This is a genomic window from Nostoc sp. CALU 546, assembly GCF_048836525.1.
In genome coordinates, this window is record NZ_JAWJTF010000244.1 from 1 (window position 1) to 2,622 (window position 2,622).

Below are 2,622 nucleotides of genomic sequence, written 5' to 3' on the forward strand. Positions count from 1 at the left end.
CAAATGGGTTCGCCGAAATAGCAAATGGGTTCGCCGAAATAGCAAATGGGTTCGCCGAAATAGCAAATGCGATCGCCGAAATAGCAAATGAGTTCGCCGAAATAGCAAATGAGTTCGCTGAATCAACTCGGTTAAGGTTTTTTGATGAAAATTTTAGATCACAAAGATGCGATAAATCATCACAAAGACGCGATAAATCGCCGTCTCTTGCCTTAACCTAATCCCACTTGCTTGAATAAAGCAGTGTTACATCTATACTACTACTCAACAGTAATTACTGTATAATTTGCTCTGATGCTACTCGTAAAAAATAATTTTTCGGGAATAAACATGATAGAGTTTGCCGCAATTACTTCAGCGATTACTCCCATAATTAAAAAATATGCTCCTCAAGCCGGCCAATTAATCATTAAACAAGCTCAAAAAAACGAAGCTGTTATCAAAATTCTCAAGGAATTAGGACTCAACCCTACCCAAATTCCTGATGATGTTGATACTGTTTATGTTTACGCTCTGGTAAGGTATGGCGTATTTAAACCTGAAGCAATTTTAAACCTGTTTAAAGAGAAAGTAATTAAAGATTATTTTTGGGATGCTTACAGTTCTAATGCTCCCTTTAAGTTTGTAGAAGATACCAAAAATTTTATTAATAAAAATAGCGAACTCAAAACTCAGATAAAGAATTCTCAAATTGAATTTTTGGTTGAATTAGATAAGTTTTTGGGTGAGTTAGAAGAATTTGGGGAAGCTTTTATTGCAGTTGCTAAACAAACAAGTTCCTCAAAATTTCAGCCCTATCCAGATTGGGATTTAGATGTTTATCCCAAAGAGTTTAAAGCCTTAATGTTTGAGAAAACTCGCTTATTTTGCGGTCGTGATTTTGTTTTTAATGCTATTCAAAAATTCCTCAAAACTCAAACCAAGGGTTATTTTACTGTAATTTGGGATGCGGGGATGGGTAAAAGTGCGATCGCTGCTAAATACGTTTTAGCTACTAGATACCCTTGTTATTTTAATGTTTTCGCAGAAGGACGCAACAAACCAGAAAAGTTTTTAGACAGTATCCGTAAACAGTTAATTAAGCGTTGTTCTCTCCAAAATGCAGACAACGCCGATTTAAGGACTTTATTGCAAAAAGCCAGTGAAGAATTAAAAGGACAAAAACTTGTAATTGTTGTTGATGCACTAGATGAAGTAGAACAAGAAGGAAATGGTAATCTTTTAGATTTACCACAAAATATTCCTGATGGAGTCTATTTTTTACTGACTAGACGACCTTATAATCCAGAAACAAAACGTTTAACTTTGTCTCCAGATACTCCTGTAGTTGAATTGGATTTAAGAAAAAACAAATATAAAGATTTTAGTGCAGAAGATGTGAAAGATTATCTGCACCTATTTCTCAGTGCTGATAAAGACTATAAAGAGAAATTGAGAAAATGGATTACAGACCGCAATATTGCTGAACATAACTTTATTGAACAAGTTGCAGCTAAAAGCGAAAATAATTTCATGTATTTGCGTTATGTATTACCTTGGATTGCTGAAGGGGAATATAGTGATTTGACCTTACAGGGATTACCACAAGGTCTTAAAGATTATTATAAAGTTCATTGGCTGCGAATGGATATGGAAAATGAATCCAATGAAATGAAAGTGAAAATCTTGTATATGTTAGTAGAAAGAGGTGAACCTATATCTTTAAAGATGATTGCAGAAATTCTCGATCGAGATGAATATGATGTGAAATTAGTTTTAAATGATTGGGTGGAATATGTAACACCAAAAATTAATGAAAATGAAAAAACAACTTATTATAGTATTTATCATCGAAGTTTTCTAGAATTTCTCCAAGAGCAAGACAAACTAGCTAAAGGTCGAAGATTATTTAAAGAAGTTAATCAACGTATAGCTGATTACCTGGCGCAGGGGATTGCATAAAATGGGTGAACTTGCTACTAAATTTGCCTTACAAACAGACGAATTTAAAAATTTATTTCTAGGCAAATTTGCTGAAAGCAACTTAAAAGCAGGTAACTCGCAGAAATATTATCAAATTCTCACAAATTTTGATTTTATTTTTCTGAAAATTCAATATCCTCAATTTGGAGTAGAAGCCCTAATTAGAGATTATAATTTGGCTTGTAATCCAGAGGTATGGGAGAATTTAGGGGAAGAAAATAAACTAGACCCTGAACAAATCAAAATCCTGAAATTAATTCAAGATGCGCTACAGCTATCAGCCCATGTTTTGAATGAAAACCAAACCCAATTAGTAGGACAATTATGGGGAAGGTTGCAGAGTTTTCCCCAGCCAGAAATTCAGAAAATATTGGCAGATGCGGCACAAAGTAAAAGTGAAATTCCTCGATTTCGCCCCATTACAGCCAGCTTAACCAATCCAGACGGAAACCTACTGCGTACCCTGACTGGTCATAACGACTCGGTAATGTCAGTAGCGATCGCCCCAGATGGAAAAACAGCCGTTTCTGGTTCACATGACAACACCCTGAAAGTGTGGAATTTACAGACCGGAAAGGAAATCTCTACCCTGACTGGTCATAACAGCTCGGTAAATGCAGTAGCGATCGCCCAAGATGGAAAAACAGCCGTTTCTGGTTC

The 2,622-nt window shown here is 35.4% G+C and carries 2 protein-coding genes and 1 pseudogene; all 3 read left to right on the plus strand.

All coding sequences use genetic code 11. The features are described 5' to 3' along the window. Window positions 1-221, plus strand: a pseudogene (locus tag RRG12_RS42160) (hypothetical protein); the annotation flags it as partial. 109 nt (window positions 222-330) lie between these two features. Next, window positions 331-1,941 carry a P-loop NTPase fold protein gene (locus RRG12_RS42165; RefSeq protein ID WP_420761983.1) on the plus strand — a complete coding sequence of 537 codons (1,611 nt, stop codon included), beginning with the start codon at window positions 331-333 and terminating at the stop codon, window positions 1,939-1,941. Between the two features lies 1 nt (window position 1,942). Further along, the coding region (locus tag RRG12_RS42170) for a WD40 repeat domain-containing protein (protein ID WP_420763228.1) at window positions 1,943-2,622 on the plus strand (680 nt) is incomplete at its 3' end.

Excerpts from the sequence above, each read along its gene's own strand:
- RRG12_RS42165 (WP_420761983.1), top strand. The coding sequence starts at position 331 with ATGATAGAGTTTGCCGCAATTACTTCAGCGATTACTCCCATAATTAAA.